Here is an 18,328-nt window from a genome sequence, read left to right on the forward strand (position 1 = left end):
GGCATGGAATGACCCATGCCCGGGTCTCATGGGCTTCGGCGACATCTCCCGTCCGACTCAGAGGAAGTCGCTGCCGCCCCGGTTCAGTCCATCCAGGACCTTCTGGTGCTCCGCGCGGAGCCCGACAGCGGCCGTGCGGGGGTTCGGGGGTGGGAGGGGCAAGGCGTTCCCGGAACGCACGAGGCACCACGACAGATAGACAATCCAAGGGCCGCAGCTGTGCTGTCCACCAAACCCGCCCCCGTAGTTGTCATTCTGATAGGGGATGTCGCACCGCTCGACTTCAAGGTCCGGGAACGCGCGTCGCAGGGGACCGAGGTTCGGCACGCTGCTTGGGTTGAGCGGGTCGATGTAGAGCACGCGGGCCTGCCTGCCGCCGAAGGGTGAAGGGGACGCCTTGATGTAGAGCAAGCCCCAGTGGTTGCCGTTGACGTTGTAGGGCTGGACGATGATGCGGGGTTCGCGATCCTCGGCCATGCCTCGGAGGGCATCGTCAAACGCGTCGGGGCCCAGGCGACTGAGCTGGTAGGCGCCGAGCCCGGGGCGCACGACCACATTCGGCATTTCCTTGAGGTAGTGCTCCATGAGCCGGAGGATCTGCCGGTCGGTGTAGTAGTGGTCCCCCTCGATTTTGTCGCCGTTCGAATGGACGTCCGACTCCTGCTTCTTCTTCCCCTTCGGAGAGGAGGGCTCCGAGCTCAACGGCGACGACTCCTTGGCGAGCTGCCGCTCCACCATTCCCACCATCGCAACCTCTTCGTCCTGCTGGAGGATGGCGTCCAGGTTCTCGGCCCGGGACACGTTGACCCGTTTGACCTTGCCCCTGTTGTCGTGGCTCAAGAGCGGCGGAAACATGCCAATGCCAGACCCGTCGCTGGAGCCGCCCAGGAGAGACTTTCCGGCGTTCTTGGAGAACGACGACTGGATCCCTGACTTGCCGAGGAACGGTGTCGACATCAGGCCCGCCAGGAGGAAGGGGTTGCTGCCGCTGACGCCCATCAGCAACGGATTGAAGCCCATTCCAGACCCCAGAAATGGGGACAGCTTGGGCTTGAACTTCGCGGGACGGGTCGTGCAGCCGTCCTTGCACTTGGGATTGACACAGTGATGCCCCGAGTTGTTCCACAGCGGCGTCCAATACGTCTCGAGCATGTCCTTCACGGCGGACTCGCCCTCCACCAGGTAGTTGAACTCGGAGAGGAAGCCTGGATAGAGATTGTCGGACCCGACGACATACGACTCGTCGTCGACAATCATGATCTTCGCGTGATTGCCCGGCGCGGAAGGGACCTTGTCATAGAAGGCGCCGCTGGCCTTCTTGACCGACTCCTGGGCGCTCCCGATGACGCCCTTGTCCGGTGGCGCGAGGGCCAGCGAGGGCTGCTTCAGGGTCGCGGTCTTGCCCGCGTCCGAGAGCTCGGGCCAGTAATAGGTCACACCTTCGGTGGTGCTCTTCTCGGGGACCCGGTGCGTGTAATAGAGGGGCGCGATGTGCAGCCGATCCAACGCACGCTCCCGCACTTTCGCGTCTGGCAGGAGGGTGTCGGTGTCAACGGCATGGGTCATGTAGTACTGGAACAACTCGAACGTGCGACACGCACCCGAGCCAAACGAGTACTGGTCTCCCTCGGCGCCCGCGCCGGCGTCCAGGGGTGAAACCACGACCTGGACGACCAGCTTCTCGTTCGCGAGCAGGGCCTCCATGATCCAGTGGCAGACGACGTGGGACGACCACTTCTTCTTCCAGGCGCTCACCAGGTCCATCTGAGACAACCGCAGGATGCTCTTCGCGCCCTTGATGAGCTCCTCCTTCATCAGCTCGGAGGCCTTCTCGTAGTCAGTCTCCAGACTCGAGCCCTTCCAGTACTTCCCGAGCGACAGGACGCGGGTCGCCTTCTTGTACTCACCGAGGCTGGCGTAGGAGGTGTACTTCTTCTCCTTGAACACCGGCAGCTCCAGGTCGGCGAGCGTCTGGAGGTCATCCCTCCGGATGTCGTCATCGAGCAGGTCCTCGTCCAGCTCCTCGTCGATGTCCGGCAAGAGCTTCTTGCTGAAGCCGCTGGGGGCGGACCTGAAGTCCTCCACGGTTCCTCCATGCAGCTTCGCGAACGCCTCGAAGCGCTCGGTCCGGTGCGCGAGGGCATCCTCCTCGATCAGCGGGTCCTTGAGCTCCCACTGCTTGCCGACGTGGTCATCCCCGTTCTTCCAGACGCCGGCATCGACATCCAGGTACTCCTTCGTGAACACATCCGTCCCGCACGCCCACATCTGGTTCAAGTACAGCTGCGACCCCAGGGCCGCCTCGCCATGCATGACGACGGACACGTCATGAACCGGCGGATAGCTGGTGAACAGGTCCATGTTGAGGTTGTGTCCCCCCACCAGGGACTCGGCGCCATCCGAGGCGACGATCTTCGAGTGATTCCACGTCATCTTCGTGAAGTCATCATCCCCCTCCGACACCATCCAGCTCGGCAGGGACTCCGCGAGGCGGGCGAGGAGCCCTGATTGGAGACCTTCCCGGAGCCGGTAGAACTGCCCCATCCAGATCTCCGGCTTCATCTTCCAGTGCCGCGTCCGCGCTCGCACCAGTCGGATCAGCGCGCCCTGGAAGTCGATGAGCGGGGGAGCGGTGCCGTTCATGAGGAGCATGGGCGTCTGCCCGAACAGGAACCGGAACTGGGTGCGCTTCGTCCTCCCCAGGTCCTCGCTCAGCGCGGCATCCATCGCTCCCAGAATCACCTTGGCCCACTCGGGGTCCGGGCTGTTGAGCGAGGCCACGTCGCAGCGGAACTTCGTCTTCTGGATGACCTCGACGAGGGCTCTTTCGAACTCCTTCGTGCGCTTTCGGGCCGGCTCCTTGATGCCGGGGCCAAATTCCAACCCCCAGATGCGAGGCGTATCCATGATTCGCACATAGCTCGCCCCGCTCAGGTGATTGAAATAGCGTGGGTCGATTTTGCTTCGCACCGCGTTGATCTGACTCATCTTCTCCGCACTCCTCGCCTGAGCTGGTTCCTACCCCTTGGAAGCCACGACCTGAGTTACAGGAATGTCCAATCCACCCATCCACCACCGGCCTGCTCGATGGTGCAGGGATAGGTCAGCCTGTAGGGGGGCGTGCCCACCACGTCCTCGAAGTAGTATTTGTTCCAGCCAAGAACTCCGTGGATGGAGGAGACCCGCCGGACGGACTGCCGCGTCACATAGCGGGACGTTCGAGTCTGTCCGCCCGCCATGGCGTCGAAGTGAGAGTGCGCTGTATGGATTCTCTTTCTCAGTTGTCTGACGGTGTCCTGGACCCCGCTCTTCGTGTGGAAGGTCGTTCCCCATCGGGTGAGATAGCCTCGGGCCATCTTGTAGATGAGCCTGGGGACTGTCGCGACGTCGTCGTCGAACTTGTCCGGGTCATACAGGCCATCCGTGGTGGCGATTCCCGCGACGGTGCTGTGGCGTCCCCGGGTCGCGTAGAGCCGATACCCGGCGGGTTTGGGGAGGTCGGATTTGATGAGGGGGTCCGCCAGCTGGCGGTTGTTCGCGAGCGTCTGCCACGTGGTCCCCAGTCCCCGGTCCTCGATGGCCTGGTGCGCGAGGTCTTGGGTCATCCTCGCGTTGGGCCGGGGAATCACCGCGCTGAAGCCCACGTCCAGGTGATCCCACGCATAGACGCCGACATAGTTGACGACATTGGGAGGCAGCTGGGTCTGGATGCTGTACCACTCGCCGGTGCCCGGAACGGGGTCGATGGCGAAGATGTTGATGGGGATGTTCCGATAGGCATCACCCCCATAGGCATACAGGAACCAGGCGGCCATGATGGACTCGACCGCGCCGCGGCTGTGCCCGACGAAGTTGTACTGGTCCGCCCCGCTGGCGGCGGCACAACTGGCGGCATGCAGCGCGAGCGCGGCATCGGCCCAGCCCGCTATCTGGCCCCTCATGGTCCGCTGGTTGCCTTCCGAGTAGTCGCGGGCGTACTTGCGCAGCTCCTCCGGCGCGCCAGGCAGGCTGGTTTCCAGCGGGTCACAGGTGTCCATCTGGTCGTACCAGTCGTTCTCGCCGACACCCCGGATGGTGATGCTCTTCTTCGTATCTCGGAGGTTGGTGGAGATCTCCGTGTGAAGCCGGACCGGGATGTAGCCCGTCCCCTTGTCGAAGATGTCTTTATCGCTGATGAGGCGCTGGTCGCTCTTGGCGAAGAGGCCGCCGAGCAGCTTGTAGTCCCAGTATCGGGTGACTTCGCCCTCGTCTCGCGCGCAGGCGGTTCCGCAGAAACACACGGTGTAGACATTCGGCATGCCGGCTTCATCCCAGTTGAATAGGTTCCCTGCGCGGACGCGTGACTCCGGCACCCTCGAACGGACGGGTGGGAGGACGTCGCACGTGCCGCCGTCGTGCAATCCACATTTCGTGCCGGGGGCGCGGCGATGTATCGCCCGCGCGTGAGGACGGCGATCAGGAGCAGGCGGGCGACCGTCGGGTGGGTTCCCCAGGGCGGATTCGCCGGGTTCCCTGGGCCCTTGGAGCGGCACGCCTCGACCTGAAGCCGGAGGTGACCACCCGACAGGGGGGGCACGCCTCGTGGCGGCTCTCAGCGTGCGCGCCGACGTGTCTCTTCCGACCCCGCGCGGTTCGACAGGAGCGGAATCGGCGCTGCGTCCCGAGGCCGGTCCTGCGTTCGCAGGGGACGCAGCTGCGTTCTCCCAGGCAACGCGGGACGTGCCCCACGCGGCCTCATCGCGCCGCGAGCTTCCGGGCTGTCAGGGGCGGCACGCCGTACTGATAGTGGAAGTGGTTCTTGCCCGTTTCCTCCCTGCTGGACGTAGCGCTCGTCCCGGGACCGCCTGGCGTCGGGTTTCGACCGCTGGCTCCGACCGCCCCGCCACCTTCGCGCGGTGGTGCCACCTTGAGTCTGCCTGCTCCGGAGACCTTCTCATGCGAACCGCGACTCCCAATACCTCGTACCGTGCCGCCCTTTGCCTCGCTCTCTTCGCCTCGCTCAGCCTCGTCTGGCTGAGCCTTGGCGTCGGCATCATCGGCGCGGACGGCGACCGCACCAACCTCCTCTATGGCGGGGTGCTGCTCGTCGGCATCTCCGGTGCCTTCATCGTGCGCCTGCGCGCGGCCGGCATGGCTCGCACGCTGGTCGCGATGGCCTTCACGCAAGCCGCGATTGCCCTGCTCGCGGTGCTCACCGGATGGGGGCTGCCGTGGAGCCCTCCGGCCGAAATCCTGGTGCTCAACGCGGGCTTCGTCGCCTTGTTTCTCGGAGCCGCCTGGCTGTTCAAGCGCGGTGCGCGCGGGCAACGCGAGTCGGTGTCTTCCGACGCCATGCTGAAGGCCCAGGAAGGATAGGGAGCGCTCCGAATATGACAGCCTGTCCCCGCACCACCAGCTGATGGCTCACGGCATCCAGACGCTCGGCTGGCCCGCGGACCTCGACACCGACTACAGCTCCCGGGTCTTCGGCTGAAATCGGGCGCAAGCCCGCATGTCTCTGGAGCGCCGCTGGAGCCTCAGCTCCAGGTGCGCTGCTGGTTGTGCGCGTTCTTCTCACGGAAGGCCTGCTCCAGGTCCACGCCGACGCGGTTGGCGATGGCCAGCAGGTAGTTGAAGACATCCACCAGCTCCTCGCCGACGTGGGCGCGGGCCTGCTCGGTGGGTGTGCCGCGCCCCTCGTCATAGAGCTTCTCGTGGCGTCGCACCGCCTTGAACACCTCGCCCACCTCCTCGCCCATGAGGAAGCAGTTGTGGACCAGGTCCAGCTTCAGCCAGCCATGCAGGGCCTCCAGCTCGTGGATGTAGTGCTGGTAGTCCTTCATGGAGGCGTCGGGGGGCAGTTCAATCATCCCCCTGTCCTCGGCCATGACGGGAGGGACGTCAACCGCCGCTGTCTCCACCTGGACCGCGCCCTGAGGCATGTGGCTCCAGGGCCGCACGGGGGTGTGCACAGGGCTTGCACAAGCCCCTCCCCGGGAGGCATCGACACGTGATTCAGCGACATTGGACCTGCATCTGGGCGTCTCTGCTGTCAGTGGGCGTGGGCTGCGCGGAGGCGCCGTTGCGCGGCGAGGCGCCCGCATCGCGCGTGGCGATTGTGCTCGTGGACGCGGGCTGTGACACGGTGACGAACACCCGGTGCTTGTGCGTGGGCACCGTCGGCGATGCGGCGCCACGGCTCGAAGCGCTGGGCGTGGACCTGGAGGTCCTGCGCGAGGATGGATGGCCGTGCGTGCAGGGTGACTTCGACCAGGACGGAGAGCAGGACTTCGCCTTCCCGGGCGAAGGCTATTCGTGCAACCAATCCGTCTCCGTGGGGGTGCTCTTCACGCGGGGTGGGCAGGTGCGGGACGTCCAGTCGCTGCCGCGCGAGCTGAGCTGCCTTCAGCTCTACGCACCCGAGGGAGCGAGACAGGGACTGGTCGACTGGGGCGAGGGCAATGCCACGTGGTTCTACCAGTTCGATGGCCAGCGCTGGCTTGCGACGTCCCAGCTCTCCGAGTCGAGCTGATTGGCTTCCACAAACACACGAACCTCCAGCCCGGACGTGAGTCACGGACTGGAGGCTCGCACGAAGAGCGACTCCACGGCGTCAGGAACGAAGCCGTGGGGAGCGCGCCAGGACTAGTACAGGGTGGTCAGCGCGGTGCGGTCGGAGGCGGTGAAGTTGCCCGTCTCCGTCGAACGGAAGCAGGAGTTCATGAGCGAGCCACCGGTGGAGGCCGTGGTCGGCGTGCCAGCGATGTGGATGGCGCCGACGCCCGCGGCGCCCTCGTTGCCGCCCGAGCCGCAGCTGATGGCGCGGTTGTAGTAGTCAGAGTGACGGAAGCCGACCGTGTGGCCCAGCTCGTGGGTGATGACGTGCTCGTTCACGCCCACGCTGTAGGTGTTCAGGCTGGTGCCGATGTTGATGGTGCCGTACGGACGGCCGCCCGAGGGGAAGCCCGCGGAGCCGCCAGCACCGGACGTGGTCTGCGCGGTGATGGTCGCGCTGCACGAGCCGGCGTTGCCACGCACCATGGTGAAGGACAGGCCCAGCGCGTTGTAGTTCGCGATGGCCAGGTCCAGGCCCTGGCTCAGCCGGGCGTAGCTGTTGAAGCCGGAGGTCGGGACGATGCAGATGCGGGTGATGCTGGAGCTGACCAGGTTGGTCGTGCGGTACTGCTCCGGGCCCTGCTCGGGCTGCTGCAGCATCTCGCGGGACGCCTCGAGCGTCACATGGGCGTCGCGGCCCACGTACACGTTGCCGTCCGCCACCATGATGTCGTTCGCCGGGAAGCCGGCCTCGACCAGGTTGGCGATGATTTCCTGCTCGTTCTGCGACGCTTCAACCGGCATGTCGGTGCCGCAGCCAGTCAGCAGCGCGCTACCGGTCATCGCGAGGACAGCAGCTCCCTTGAACATCTTCTGGAACACGGGCATCGGAGATTCCTCGTCCATTTAGACTACGGGGGGACGCGTCATCCGCCTGGTGTCCACCAGCAGCGGGCTGTCGCGCTCCCGGGCCCTTGAGCAATTGATGGGCCAGTGAGTCTTGCAGGGTGAGAAACCCGCAAATAACGTATAACGTGGAGTATCCGTGCTCCAGGTATCCAGGGTGCGTCCGTAAAGAGGCTTGACGCCATCCGGAATAAGTCCGCGTGGAACCTGGTGATTTCGGAACTATTTCGGAGTGTTTCGAAACCACACAGTGATGTCTGGTTATCGGGCACCTGCCCCGTGGGGCAAAGAAACCCCAGGTGGGGTTCGCGGAGCGCCGATGTTCTGGGGCCTGGAGGGCCGCTGGAGGTGTGCCCTTGTCGTACTGTTACATGAAGTTGAAGGGCGTGGAGATGGAGAGTGTGTGGATGAGCTGGTCGGTCTGCGCGTAGGGCCGGCGGGTGAAGACGTTGAGGTAGCCGACCTCCACGGAGGAATGGTCTCCGAGCTTCCAGCCCGCTCCCACGAACACGCGGTTCATGTCGAAGCCCGCGCTGGGGCCGCCCTGCACGGAGTTGAGGTGGTAGAAGACCTCGTCCCAGACAATCAGTGACAGGCGTCCCTCGGCCGCCACGGGGTGCGCGCCGCGGAGCATGACGCGCGCGCGGAGGGAGACCTCCGTCGTCCCGGTCAGGAAGCGCTGCTCGAAGCGAGCCCGGAGCGTCCCGCGCAAGTCCCCCAGCTTCGGTGTGTAGAGGTACTGCTGGTAGAGGCGGCTTTCGCCCTGTCGCAGGGCCGGGTCTCCATCCCAGACCCAGAGCGGAATCCAGCCCTGTCCCAGCCACAGGGACATGTCCTGGGACAACCGCACGCCCCCCGCCGAGCGAAGGATGACGCGGCCGTCGTCCTTGCTGAAGCGCGGCTGCGCCTCCAAGTAGTACAGGAAGTTCGCTCCGATGCCGCCCTGTGCCGTCACGGTGTACCAGAGCTGGGCCTCGGTCTCGGTGGGCCGGGCCTCCACGGTGCGGAAGGGAACGACGAGCAACAGGCCAATGATGAGAGTCAGTGTCTCCGAGCGCATGGTGCGGATGCCTAGACCACGACTCGAAACCGGCCTCAACCCATCTGAGGGCACGACTGCGGCCTGCGTGACGATGGCGCGTTCGTGCCCGCGCTGCCCGAGGCGGCCACCGTGCACGGCGTGTCGACGAGGACACAGGGCGACGGGGCCGAAGACCCGTCGCCCTGGGTCGCATCCCGTGAGGGAGCTACGGGGTGTACAGCTCCGCCGGGGGCTCACCCTCTGGCCCGCAACCCACGGCGAGGACTTCCTGCGTGTAGAGCGGCGTCAGCGTGAAGTCCGCGCGCGGGACGAGCATGCCCGCGGTCTCCTTCCATGCGCCCGTCGCCGGGTCATACAGCTCCGCGCTGGCCAGGATGGTGCTGACGGGCTGGCCGCCACCCACGCGTGAGAAGCCGCCCACCGCGAAGAGCGCACCCGATGGCAGGACGACACTCGAGTGAAGGATGGGAGCCGTGTAATTCTTTTCATGGGGGCGCCCGTGGACGCGGGAATCACATCCATCCGGGCGGGGCGAATCGTGTCCGCTTCCCTCGGTTCGTTCAGCCTGGCTTCCTGAGGTGTGTCGTGTCTGTCAAAAGAAAGGGGCGGGGATGACCGGGCCGCCGTCTGCCTCCGACGTCCAACGTCCAACGTCTGGCCTGTGCGCGGTGCGTCAGTCACGCTGAGTGTGGCAGCTGGGCTGCCGAGGACCGCTGGCCCCTGGAGCGTTGACGGTGCCGGTGTGGCGTGTTTGATGCGCTCGCACCGAAACGAGGAGATACCAGGACATGAGGACTGTCAGCGCATTCAAGTGGGTCCCTCCGTTTGCTCAAGGGCTGGTGCGAGACCTCCGGGTGAGGTGGGCGCTGGAAGAGGCTGGCTTGCCGTACGAGGTGAAGCTCATCGACGGCGAAGTGCAGGCCTCGGCGGACTACCGCGGGCTCCAGCCGTTCGGACAGGTGCCGGTGTTCGAGGAGGACGGCCTCGTCCTCTTCGAGTCGGGGGCCATCGTGCTCCACATCGCGAACCAGAGTGAGGCGCTCCTGCCGGCGGATGTGGAGGGGAGGGCGCGCGCGGTGACGTGGCTCTTCGCGGCGCTCAACTCCGTTGAAATCGTGATTCAGCCGCTCGCGGAGGTGGACCTGTTCTTCCCCAACGAGGAGTGGGCGAAGTCGCGCAGGCCCGGGGTGGTGGAGGCGCTCAAGGAGCGGCTCGGTGAGCTCGCGACGCGACTGGGGACGCGCGAGTACCTGGAGGACCGCTTCACGGCGGGAGACCTGATGATGGTGACGGTGCTGCGCATCCTCCGGCACACGGACGTGCTCGACGGGTTTCCCACGTTGAAGGCGTACAAGGAACGCTGTGAGGCCCGGCCCGCGTTCCAGCGAGCACTGGCGGCCCAGATGGAGCCGTTCCAGCGGCCCCGCGCTTGATGAGGTCCCGACTCGGAATCCTGCTGGGGTTGATGACTGCCTGGATGCGCCCTCTTTCGACCCACGCCTCGCCCTGTTCACGCGCCACCGGAGGATGAGCACGCGGGAACGGTTCGGCCGCGCTGTGGCTCCTGGCGCTCGTGACGACAGTGCCCAGGGGGTTCGCCTGCCGTGCCTTCTCCCGGCTGAAGGCACGGTCCTCGAGTCCCTGGATGCGCTACCTCTAAGCCGTCACGAGCCCGGTGGGTCCACTACCTCTTCGGGCAGGCGAGGAGCGTGGGCTCGCCATTCGTACAGCTGCAGCCGAGCTCGGGTGAGAGGGTGCAGGTCTGGGTCTTGCTCTTCCCCGCGGTGCAGATGCAGGTGACGCGCGCCCGGGTGGCCCTGGCGGAGGCCTTCACCGAGACCAGGTTGAAATCGGGCGTGGTGCGCGTGGTGACGACCTTGCCGTTGGGAAGTTTGGCTTCGTGGACGCCATCCGTGGCGTACGCGGAAGGACAAAGGAGGATGAAGCAGAGCAGGGCTCGCGTGTTCGCGGTCATGGAGGGGCCTCAGGGACAGGCGGTGGAGAGTTCGACGGACCAGCGGAGGTCGCTGAAGGTGCGCAGGCAGCCGCGAGTCGGGTCCCAGAAATAGGCGCCCGTGCCCTTCCAGACCTCGACGGAGCTCCCGCACGCGAACGCGCGGTCGAACGCGGGCCGTGGGTTCCGGGGAGGCTGGAACTCGGTGGCGTGCACCCCGGTCTCCTGCCCATCACAGAAAATCTTCATGGCCGTCTCGTTGTTCTGCTTGCAGACGGCCTTGCTCGGCTCAGCCCGGTTGAGGGTGCCGCGCAGCTCGCAGCTGACCTGTCTGGAACCAGGAGACCTGCACCAACTCGGCGCGTGGATGACCGCCAGGCGTGAGTTGTCGCTGGCGGAGGTGACGCTCCAGGCGACCTCTGTTGGGGCCGCGGCGAAGGTCGCGACACAGATTCCATTCTGCTGCTGAAACCCTCGGGGACACAGCGAGGGGCAGCCCACGCAGGACGACCATCTCTGCCCGTTCGAGACACAGGTCTGCTTGCCGCCCTGGCAGCCCATGGGGCAGGCACAATCCTGCCTCGAGTTGGGATCGCAGACGCAGTCGTCGCACTTGCAAGCGCCCCACTTGAAGTCCGCCTGGCAGGTGCGCTGTCGCTGACAGCCCTTCTCACAGGGGCAGGACTCCGTGGTGCCGGGCCTGCATTCACACGGCTGCGTCGTGGCGCAGACCGTCCATTTCTTGTCCTGGCAGACGCGAGTGCCGGGGCAGCCCTTGTCCGTGTTGCAGGCCTCCTGGTCGTTCTGGAAGCAGGGCTCGGTGCCGGTGGTCTGCACGCGCTGGAGGGGGAACGGTTGCGGCATCTCATAGCCGCCGTTGACGCACGTATTCACGTCGTCCATGCAGCGGGTCGCCGACTTGGTGAGGAGGTTGAGGTTGGTCTGGAGGGCGGCGATATGGGCGGCGAGGGCGGCCGCGTCCGGCGGTGGGACGAACTGGGAGGGATTGTCCCGGGCGAAGCGCTCGTCGGCGAGGCGGCGCGCCAGCGTGGCGTAGTCCGCGACGAGCTGGTCCATGATGTCCTTCTGGGCCTGGAACTTGAGCGCGTTCCACCTGGGCTTGTTCGACACCAGGCTGTAGTCGACGGTGAGCACCGCGACGGGCCAGGGGTTCCTCGCGGCGAGCTCGGGGACGCGCCGCGCCTCCTTGATGTAGTCGTCGAGCGCGAGCGAGGGCAGCGCGTCCACGCCTCCTCGTCGACTCATGTTGGCGTGGACGTTGGTGGTCTTCGCGTAGTTCTCGAAGTTCACCGTGCCCTTGATGCCCGCCTTCACCGCGGCGAAGTCGGCCTCGAGCTTGGCCTTTATCTGGTCCTTCTGCTTCTCGGAGACGGTGTCGATGCGGAGCAGCCCGGTGAACTCGGCGCCGGAGATGACGCCCGCGACGAACTGGTCACCGCAGAGCCTGGCGAAGTCCTCCTTGCCGGTGGCGGAGGACTCGACGGTCTCCTTGACCCAGGGCTGCAGCTTGTACTCCTCCAGGCTGTAGGTGATGCGCTGGGCGGTCGCCTTGATGCGCCCGAAGACGGAGAAGCGCGTGACGTTGTCGGTGTGCAGGTAGCTGGCTCCGACCTCGACAGACCCACCCGCGCGAATCGTCGCGTGGGCGTCCAGGTCGATGAGCGTGTCCATCATCTGCTCACTGGAGACGGTGGTGATTTCCAGGTCGCTGATGGTGGCGTTCTCGTTGGTGATGCTCTTGGGCGCCGACGGCACCACGCAAGGCGCGAGGAACTGGCCGCTCACCGGGTTGTAGCCCTTGCCCAACATCGCGAGCCCCTGCTCGGCGGACTTGAGTGGGACGACGCGGGTGATCTGCGCGGAGGCGGATGCACCCAGGAGTAGACATGGCAACCACCACAACCGTGTTGTTCGATGCATGGATGTTGTTCCCCCTCGAGGTTTCGTGAAGCTCAGCGTGCGCCGCAGGCGGGCTGGGACCACTGCGTGGCGCGGCACAGCTCCTCGGCGCGCAGCGGATGTCCGCACGGCGAGGCGGGCACCTGGACCTCGTCCTCGGCCGCGAACGCGCCACAGGCGCTGGTCTGCTCACCCACCTTCACCCGCAGATGGAGGCCCGCCGCGCAGAGCCGACAGGCCGCCGCCTCTCCTTCGCGACACGCGTCCCGCCAGCGCTCCAGCGTGGGCCGCGTCACCACGGCACACGCCGCACGCGGTCCCTCGAAGCCATGGAGCACCACGGCCAGCTCCTCGTCGCGGTTGCCGTCGTCGAACGACTCGAAGTAGCGCGGAGGAATCCTGCCGAGGTACGCGTCATTGGGCCGGACCTCCAGGAACGTGTCCTGCGGCTCGCGGGCGATGTGCGTCTTGTCGGCCTGGTCGACACGGGCGGCCCACGCGTGGGCCAGCGAGTAGTAGTCCGTGAACGGCCAGGTGACCTCCCGGTTCTCCACCTCGAACAGCTTCGTCACCGTCTCCGTGATTTCCTGCGCGGGACGTGAGCCCAGGGCCGTCGCCCGGTACATCGACTCGTTGGTGGCCCAGGGGCGCTGACCACACTCCTCCTGGGACGGCAGCTTGCCGTGCTTCAGCTCGCGTCCTCCTGCCTCGAGCACCTCGGCGTAGCCCCGCGCCGAGCACCCCAGCAGTCGCTCTCGCTGCTGCTTGAACTCGGGCTTCGACAGCAGCTCCGACACGTGCATGTCGCCGACGCCGGCCTGGGGGGACAGTCCCTCGGCGAGCCACGTCGAGGGCGTGGTGGTGTACGAGCACAGCCCATCCCGCGCGCCCACCATGGCCTCGGCGCCGTGGATGATGCCCACGAAGGCCGCGAGCGAGTACGCATCCGGCATGTCGCTGGCGTCGGGGCTGCCCCAGCGCTCCCACATGTGGCCGATGGACCAGCGGTCCTGGAGGAAGTGCTGGCCGACGCTCTCCACGGCCAGCGCGCGCAGCTCGCACGCGCGCGCCTCGAAGACGTGGGTGAAGGAGGCCGTCTCGAACGGGCGCGCCTTGCCCAACTGCTTGCACTCGCCCGCCAGCTTCACGGCCTGCTGGTGGTAGTGCCGGTACATCTCCACGGCCTGCGAGCCGAAGTGTGTCGAGTTGAGGGGCCCGATGTTGGTGGTGTAGTCGTGGCAGCCCTTCGCGTCCTTCGCGAGCTGGGGACAGGGGTAGTCGGCGTCGAGCGTGCGAGGGTCCAGGTAGTCGCGCAGGCCGAAGGCGTGGTCGGGCAGCTCGGCGAACTCGCACACCGCGCGGCTGGCGGCGACGACGGGCCCGGTCAGCTCGTTCGCATCCTCCGCGGCGGCCTTGCGCCCCGCAGTGGGGAGGTCTCCCAGGCGCACGGACTGGTCCGCCAGCTCGGTGACCTTCAGTCGCGCGAGCGCGGCACGGCACAGCTGCTGGTGCTCGCCCCGCCAGTCGCCGCGATAACGGCTCGCCGCGTCGGTACAGGGCTCGCCCCGTTCCAGGCACTTCACATCCCACGCGGGGGCAGGTGTGGCGAAGACCAGGAGGGCGAGGAGAAACAATCGAAGGTGCATGGTGCCGACAGCGTTTGCAAGGGCGCGACCAAGCCCGCACCGGAGTGGCGCGCGGGGTGCCCCTGTCAAATCGAGTGGAATGTGCCCGGGCCCCTGTCAATGCGGGTGGACACCCGGGCCCCTCGTGGTGGGGCTTGCGCCTCGAAACCGCGATGCCGGACACTCGCCGGCACATGCCGAGCCCGTTGGTCGTCGCCCACGTTGGGGAAGAGGAGGGGCCCGTCGAGGTGGGGGGTCAGGTGGACGGCTACCGGGTCCTGAAGTCGCTGGGGGAAGGGGCCATGGGTCAGGTCTTCCTGGCCCAGGACCTGACGCTGGGGCGGCGCGTGGCGCTGAAGTTCCTGCATGTGGAGTCGCCCGAAGCCCAGGACTCGGACCGGCTGCTGGAGGAGGCGCGAGTCACCGCGCGCTTCAATCATCCCCACATCGTCACCGTGCACGGCGTGGGGACGTATCGGGGGCGGCCCTATCTGGCGCTCGAGTACGTGGACGGCGAGTCGCTGCGGCAGCGGCTCTCCCACGAGCGGCCGGGCATCCACGAGACGCTGCGCATCTGTCGCGCCATCGCCGAGGCCATCGCGGAGGCGCACTCGCATGGCGTCATCCACGCGGACCTCAAGCCGGAGAACGTCCTGCTGCCGAAGGACGGGCGGGTGCGGGTGGTGGACTTCGGGCTGGCGCGCCTCGCGGGAGGGCCCCAGGGCTCGGCCTCCGGGACACCGGCGTACATGGCTCCGGAGCGCTGGCTGGGCGCGTCACCGTCGACGGCCATCGACGTGTGGTCGCTCGGGGTCATCGCCTTCGAGCTGCTCGAGGGGCAGCGTCCCATCGCGGACCAGGAGCTGTCGCGGTTCATCTCCGCGCCGAAGACGCCGGCCTTCTCGCCGCGCTGGTCCGAGGTCCCCGGGGCCCACCGACTCCAGTCCTGTCTGTCCATCGACCCGGAGCGCAGGCCCGGCGCGCGTGAGGTGGCGCTGGCGCTCGCCGAGGCGCTCAGCCTGGGCCCGGTGCGCACGGCGGCGGACCGCGTGCCCTTCCGGGGTCTGCGCTCCTTCACCGAGGCCGACGCGGAGGACTTCTTCGGCCGGGAGACGGAGGTCGACGCCTTCGTCGAGCGCCTGCGCCACGAGCCGCTCGTGCCCCTGGTGGGGCCCTCCGGGATTGGCAAGAGCTCCTTCCTCCACGCGGGCGTCTTCGTCCGCCTGCGACAACAGGACCGGTGGACGGTCCTCCATGCCCGGCCCGGACCGAAGCCGCTGTTGCGCCTGGCGGCGATGCTCACCGCGGGGCTGTCGGGAGAGGCTCCAGCGGAGGCGCTCGCGGAGGTGCTGACCCGGCGCCCCGGCGAGGTGGTGCGCCTGCTGCGCAGGCAGAGCGAGCTGACGGGGGGCGGCGTGCTGCTCGCGTTCGATGCGTTCGAGGAGCTCTTCACGCTGGCTGCTCCGGAAGAGGCCCTGTGTGTCGCGCGGTGTCTGGCGGCGGCGGCGGCGGCGGATGACCGGTGGCGCGTGGTGCTGGTGCTCCGGGATGATTACCTGGGCGCCTTCTGCTCGCTGGAGCCGCTGCGTCCATTCCTGGGAGCGGCCTTCGTGCTGGCGAAGCTCACGTCGGCCGCGCTGCGGGAGGCGGTGAACGGGCCGCTGCGCCGGGTGGGCTACTCGGTGGATGACGCCTCACTGGTGTCTCGGCTGGTGGAGGACGTGCGGGAGCAGCCCGCGGGGCTGCCCTTGTTGCAGTTCGCGTGCATGGCGCTGTGGGAGCGCCGCGACGTGGAGTCACGCAAGTTGTTGTCGTCTGTGTACGACGCGCTGGGGGGCGTGGGCGGGGCGCTCGCGTCGCACGCGCATCAGCTGCTGCTCCAGCTCCCCGTGGAGGAGGTGCGCACCATCCGCGTCCTGCTGTTGCGGCTGGTGACGGTGGAGGGCATGCGCCGCCCCAGGCCGCAGGCCGAGCTGCTGGAGGACCTGGGCGAGGTCGGCCCGCGCGTGCTGGAGAAGCTGCTGGCGAACCGGCTGGCGGCCGTCACGAGAGACCCGCAGACGGACGAGGCCTTCATCGAGCTGGCGCACGAGTCGCTCGCGGCCACGTGGCCCGACCTGGCGCGGTGGCTGGAGGAGACGCGAGAGGAGCGGGTGCTGGTGCAGCAGCTGGAGCAGGCCGCGCAGCTCTGGGAGCAGCGAGGCCGGCCCGACGAGGAGACCTGGTCTGACGAGTCCCTGCGGCAGGCGCTCCAGCGGGTGGAGGAGTGGAACATCGCGCTGCCCACCCGGCCGCGCGCGTTCCTGGAGGCGGGAAGGCAGCGGGCCCGCCGCCGCGCGCTGCGGCGCCGGTGGTGGGTGGGCGGCGTGTCGGCCGCGTTGGTGCTGGTGACGGTGGGGGCGGTGATTGCCGCGCTGGCCTTCCGCGAGAAGGAGCGGGAAGCCGTCCGACAGCAGGACCTCATCCGGCTCGCCTCGGCGGACATTGGTGAGTTCGAGCTCCTCTTGGAGCCCTACGACTTCGACCCGAAGGCGAGCCAATGGATGCGGGCGGGACTCGGGAGCGAGCTGGAGTGGACGCTGGCCCCCGCGCAAGGGCGGGAGGGGCCCGAGTCCGCGGTGCCGTACCCGGAGCTGGAGCTGCGACGGAGCCACGCGCGCCGCGACGCGGACGGGAGCTTCCGCGAGCGGGTGGAGGCGCCGTCGCGTCCGGCCTGGTTGACGGTGCGGCGCGGTGACTGCGCGCCTTCCGTCGTGCGCCTGGAGCGGCTGCCGGGCCACCAGGAGCGAGGCCGCTCGTCGGTTCAGGAGATCCGCATCCCCGTCCCGACCTGCGCGGCGTCCAGGGCGGGCATGGTGCCCATCCCCGCGGGGCCCTACTGGCGTCCGGGAGACGAGGACACGGGCGAGTCCGAGCAGCTCGTCGAGCTGGCGCGCTTCTCCATGGACCGGACGGAAGTGACGAATGGACAGTTCCGCCTGTTCGAGGAGTCGCTGCTCGCGAGGACGGGCAATGAGCGGGCGTTGCCACCCGAGCCCCCCATCTTCGCGCGCTCGCTGCTCCCGAGCAGCCCTGTCACGGGCGTGGATGCGCTCACGGCGGAGGCCTTCTGCCGGTACCTGGGCAAGTCCCTGCCCACGGTGGACGAGTGGCGCAAGGGCTTTCGGGGCGGCCTCACGCTGGATGAGGCGGGAACCCGGATGAACCCGGCGCCCCAGCGGACGACTGTCTGGTTGGGGACGAGGAAGGACCCACCGACGAACCTGTCGGGCGATGACCGCTTCGAGGGTGTCGCGCCGGTGGAAGGGTTTCCGGAGGACGTGAGCCCTTACGGCCTCTTCGACATGGCGGGCAATGTCGCGGAGTGGTCCGCGACGACCGCCACCACCGGGAGCTTCAAGAACCTGCGGGTCCTGTTGGGAGGTCGGTGGGACTCCCCCGTGGACGGTGGACATCACCAGGTGGCCTGGTCGAACCATCTTCCGGTCCGACGGTTCGACTTCGCCATGGGCCTTCGCTGCGTGGAGCGGGAGGCGCGGTCCTCGGCGCTACCCCACTCGCGGCAGGCTGGCGGGCAGCGTGTCCCCGCTCCATTGGAATAACAGGGGGGGCGCGTCCTGGCGCTCCTCGAGCATCGCCAGCCTCCCCGCGCAGTAGAGGGTGACCCGCATCCCCTGGACCACGGTCGTCGACTCGGGCTCCGCCAGGGGACGCGCCCGCTCAATCAGGTGGTATCCGGCCGGAAGGACTTGCAGCACGTGGGGGCTGACCCCCGTGGCGCGCAGGGCCATGCCCGGGAGCGAGGAGGGCGCGGGCGACGTGTCAGTGGACGCGACGAAGCGCTCGTAGGTCGGCTTCAGTCCTCGTGCATCGAAGTGGCGCGCCGTCAGCGCCGTGGTCGTCCCGAGCACCTGCCGGCCGTTGAGCGCCTTGGAGAAGTTCTGGAGGGTGGTGTGACCGGGGATTCCCGCGCCCGTCATGCAGCCCAGGAGTCGGACCGTGGCGTTCCGGGGAAGGAGCGCCGTGAGCAATTCAGCGACAGCCGCCATCGGTTGATTCTTCCGGATGATGGGTGTGTCACCGAGGTTGAAGCCGCTCTCCCCGACGCCATGGCCCACGAGGTCGAGGCAGTCGATATCCTGCGTATCGTCCTGTGGGTTGTTGTAGATGCCCGGAGACCTGAGCACCCTGCGCAGCTCTCCGTCATCCGTTCCCTGATATCTGGCGAAGACCGTCGGGCTGGTCGCCAGGTCCTGGCAGACTTGAAGCGCTATCTCCTCGAACGTCGAGTCGAGTCTCTTGCAATACGAGATGATGGTCAGGTTCTTGCCCATGACGCTCTTGCTC

General features: G+C 67.4%; 14 protein-coding genes. 4 read left to right on the forward strand and 10 right to left on the reverse strand.

Annotation, left to right across the window (positions count from 1 at the left end; all coding sequences use genetic code 11):
• Window positions 1-57: 57 nt before the first annotated feature.
• Together ACN469_RS11895 and ACN469_RS11900 are read right to left on the reverse strand one after the other, a co-directional pair.
• Complete coding sequence (locus tag ACN469_RS11895) at window positions 58-2,988, reverse strand: hypothetical protein (RefSeq protein WP_498767223.1); 2,931 nt, start codon at window positions 2,986-2,988, stop codon at window positions 58-60.
• A gap of 56 nt (window positions 2,989-3,044) precedes the next feature.
• Window positions 3,045-4,298 (reverse strand): Tat pathway signal protein, encoded by a 1,254-nt coding sequence (locus ACN469_RS11900; protein ID WP_498767225.1) that lies wholly within the window; start codon window positions 4,296-4,298, stop codon window positions 3,045-3,047.
• A 637-nt stretch (window positions 4,299-4,935) separates the two neighbouring features.
• Between ACN469_RS11900 and ACN469_RS11905 the strand changes: the two genes are divergently transcribed.
• Window positions 4,936-5,355, forward strand: a complete 420-nt coding sequence (locus tag ACN469_RS11905) for a hypothetical protein (RefSeq protein ID WP_498767227.1) — start codon at window positions 4,936-4,938, stop codon at window positions 5,353-5,355.
• A gap of 161 nt (window positions 5,356-5,516) precedes the next feature.
• On the opposite strand, the gene ACN469_RS11910 is transcribed toward ACN469_RS11905, so the two are convergent.
• A complete protein-coding gene (locus tag ACN469_RS11910) occupies window positions 5,517-5,921 on the reverse strand; it encodes a MazG nucleotide pyrophosphohydrolase domain-containing protein (RefSeq protein ID WP_498767228.1) in 405 nt (134 codons plus the stop codon).
• Window positions 5,922-5,989: 68 nt separating this feature from the next.
• On the opposite strand from ACN469_RS11910, the gene ACN469_RS11915 reads away from it, so the two are divergent.
• Window positions 5,990-6,511 (forward strand): hypothetical protein, encoded by a 522-nt coding sequence (locus ACN469_RS11915; RefSeq protein WP_498767230.1) that lies wholly within the window; start codon window positions 5,990-5,992, stop codon window positions 6,509-6,511.
• Between the two features lie 113 nt (window positions 6,512-6,624).
• Here the strand turns inward: ACN469_RS11915 and ACN469_RS11920 are convergent, their stop codons facing one another.
• The 3 genes from ACN469_RS11920 to ACN469_RS11930 all read right to left on the reverse strand — a co-directional run bounded on the left by ACN469_RS11920 (window position 6,625) and on the right by ACN469_RS11930 (window position 8,948).
• Entirely contained in the window at window positions 6,625-7,422 is a 798-nt protein-coding gene (locus ACN469_RS11920; RefSeq protein ID WP_498767232.1) for a M57 family metalloprotease, read from the reverse strand.
• A 385-nt stretch (window positions 7,423-7,807) separates the two neighbouring features.
• The gene (locus tag ACN469_RS11925) at window positions 7,808-8,500 is read right to left on the reverse strand and encodes a DUF2490 domain-containing protein (RefSeq protein WP_498767234.1); all 693 of its coding nucleotides are present in this window, start codon (window positions 8,498-8,500) and stop codon (window positions 7,808-7,810) included.
• A gap of 187 nt (window positions 8,501-8,687) precedes the next feature.
• Complete coding sequence (locus tag ACN469_RS11930) at window positions 8,688-8,948, reverse strand: hypothetical protein (protein WP_498767303.1); 261 nt, start codon at window positions 8,946-8,948, stop codon at window positions 8,688-8,690.
• 322 nt (window positions 8,949-9,270) lie between these two features.
• Here ACN469_RS11930 and ACN469_RS11935 point away from each other — a divergent pair, with 322 nt between their 5' ends.
• A complete protein-coding gene (locus ACN469_RS11935) occupies window positions 9,271-9,915 on the forward strand; it encodes a glutathione S-transferase family protein (RefSeq protein WP_498767236.1) in 645 nt (214 codons plus the stop codon).
• A 251-nt stretch (window positions 9,916-10,166) separates the two neighbouring features.
• Here ACN469_RS11935 and ACN469_RS11940 read toward each other — a convergent pair whose 3' ends face one another.
• From ACN469_RS11940 to ACN469_RS11950, 3 genes are read right to left on the reverse strand one after another with little or no spacing between them, the layout of a single operon-like run.
• On the reverse strand, window positions 10,167-10,457 hold the full coding sequence (locus tag ACN469_RS11940) for a hypothetical protein (protein ID WP_498767238.1): 291 nt from the start codon (window positions 10,455-10,457) through the stop codon (window positions 10,167-10,169).
• Window positions 10,458-10,466: 9 nt separating this feature from the next.
• Window positions 10,467-12,350, reverse strand: a complete 1,884-nt coding sequence (locus tag ACN469_RS11945) for a hypothetical protein (protein WP_498767240.1) — start codon at window positions 12,348-12,350, stop codon at window positions 10,467-10,469.
• Window positions 12,351-12,409: 59 nt separating this feature from the next.
• Complete coding sequence (locus ACN469_RS11950; RefSeq protein WP_498767242.1) at window positions 12,410-14,002, reverse strand: hypothetical protein; 1,593 nt, start codon at window positions 14,000-14,002, stop codon at window positions 12,410-12,412.
• 173 nt (window positions 14,003-14,175) lie between these two features.
• Between ACN469_RS11950 and ACN469_RS11955 the strand changes: the two genes are divergently transcribed.
• Window positions 14,176-17,583, forward strand: coding sequence for an nSTAND1 domain-containing NTPase (locus ACN469_RS11955; RefSeq protein WP_498767243.1), 3,408 nt, complete (start codon window positions 14,176-14,178; stop codon window positions 17,581-17,583).
• Here the strand turns inward: ACN469_RS11955 and ACN469_RS11960 are convergent.
• Window positions 17,530-18,315, reverse strand: coding sequence for a hypothetical protein (locus ACN469_RS11960; RefSeq protein ID WP_498767245.1), 786 nt, complete (start codon window positions 18,313-18,315; stop codon window positions 17,530-17,532). The two genes, ACN469_RS11955 and ACN469_RS11960, sit on opposite strands and share 54 nt — an antisense overlap.
• Between the last annotated feature and the right edge of the window lie 13 nt (window positions 18,316-18,328).

This window comes from Corallococcus terminator (assembly GCF_049194865.1).
Lineage (GTDB): Bacteria > Myxococcota > Myxococcia > Myxococcales > Myxococcaceae > Myxococcus > Myxococcus terminator_A.